At 56.4% G+C, this 1213-nt stretch carries 1 protein-coding gene and 1 pseudogene; both read right to left on the bottom strand.

Annotated features, from left to right (window positions below; all coding sequences use genetic code 11):
- Positions 1-586, bottom strand: a 586-nt coding sequence (locus HMPREF3169_RS02140; protein WP_070432794.1) for an ATP-binding protein, incomplete at its 3' end; no start/stop codon positions are given.
- A gap of 6 nt (positions 587-592) precedes the next feature.
- Positions 593-1213: pseudogene (locus HMPREF3169_RS13055) on the bottom strand (IS21 family transposase); the annotation flags it as partial.

Raw genomic sequence — 1213 nt, 5'->3', positions numbered from 1 at the left:
CGCGGTCGAATATGATCTTGGTTAGGTCTTCTTGTCCGCGCTGGTTGATTCCTATGGTCAGGAAATCATCGAGGATGAGTACATCAATGTTTTGTAGCTTGCGCATTTTAGCTACATAGCGTTCATCTGCTGGCAGGAAGGCCCCTAATTCATCGACGAGCTGATCCAGCCGGTAGTACGCGACACTGTATTCAGCCTGGCAAGCAGCAATACCGATAGCGCAGGCGATGTAGGTTTTACCCGCACCGGTGGGCGCTAGGACGTGCACATTGGAAGGTTCGTCGCGCCAGGGTGTTGCGGCTAGTCGTTTGAGCTGGCGTAGATTCAACCCTCGTTCATCTGGGTTGATCAGCTCGGCGAGTGTTGCTCCCGGATAGCGGAATTTCGCCTGGGTGATGGCTTTTGCGATGTTGGTTTGCCGGCGCTTGGCCGCGGTTTCTTCCACGGCTTTGAGGAAGATTTCCTCCGGTAGAGCGGTGTTGGCGTCATCGGCGGCGACTAGGTCGAAAAAGATATCAGCGAAGGTGGAAAGACGCAGTTTACGCAGTGTAGCTCGGATGTCATCGTCAAGGTTGATGGTGGTCATGATGGTCTAGGCCTCCTTCTTCGGGATGTCGTAGTGGCTGGCTGGGCGCAGGAATACTGCATCAGGGATTGCGGTGATATCCACAATGCGCGACTGGGCGTGATCGGCCTGGACGGCTGGCGTTTGGTTGAGGGTGTGACCGTTGCGGGCGATGTCGGCCTGAATCCGCGCGATGACCTGCATGTTGGGTGCCAGGCTATGGTCAATGACTTGCTGGCAGGCAGGCTCAAGCGTGGTCTTGTTGTGCTTGTTGCCCAGCTTGACGAGCACGTTGCGGGCAGTGTGTAGCCCGCGGGGTACGGCTTTGGCGTTGCGTTCCAAAATTGAGGAGACGACCTTGGTCGTTGCCGGCCCAAATGATGATGCTCGAGCAAGCAGCTCGTCACGGGTAAGAGGTTTGACCCCGGCAATGTCCTTATCCGGGGTATGGGCTGGGTCAGTGCAATAGCGGTACTTGAACCCGTGCATACGTGAGTGCTCTGCGACTAGGTCGTCGCCGTCGAAGATGCTCACCAGGCTGTTGGTCAGCCGTGCCCGCAGGGTTTTGCCGATGTATTGGAACGGCACTGAGTAGTACTGGTAGTCGCAGCAGATGTGCCAGTTACGGTCGACTTTGACGTTTCGCCA

The organism is Corynebacterium sp. HMSC08C04, assembly GCF_001807495.1.
In the GTDB taxonomy this organism is placed as follows: Bacteria; Actinomycetota; Actinomycetes; order Mycobacteriales; family Mycobacteriaceae; genus Corynebacterium; species Corynebacterium simulans.
Note: the sequence above shows the minus strand (reverse complement) of the source record. Positions and strands in the feature narration are given on the sequence as shown.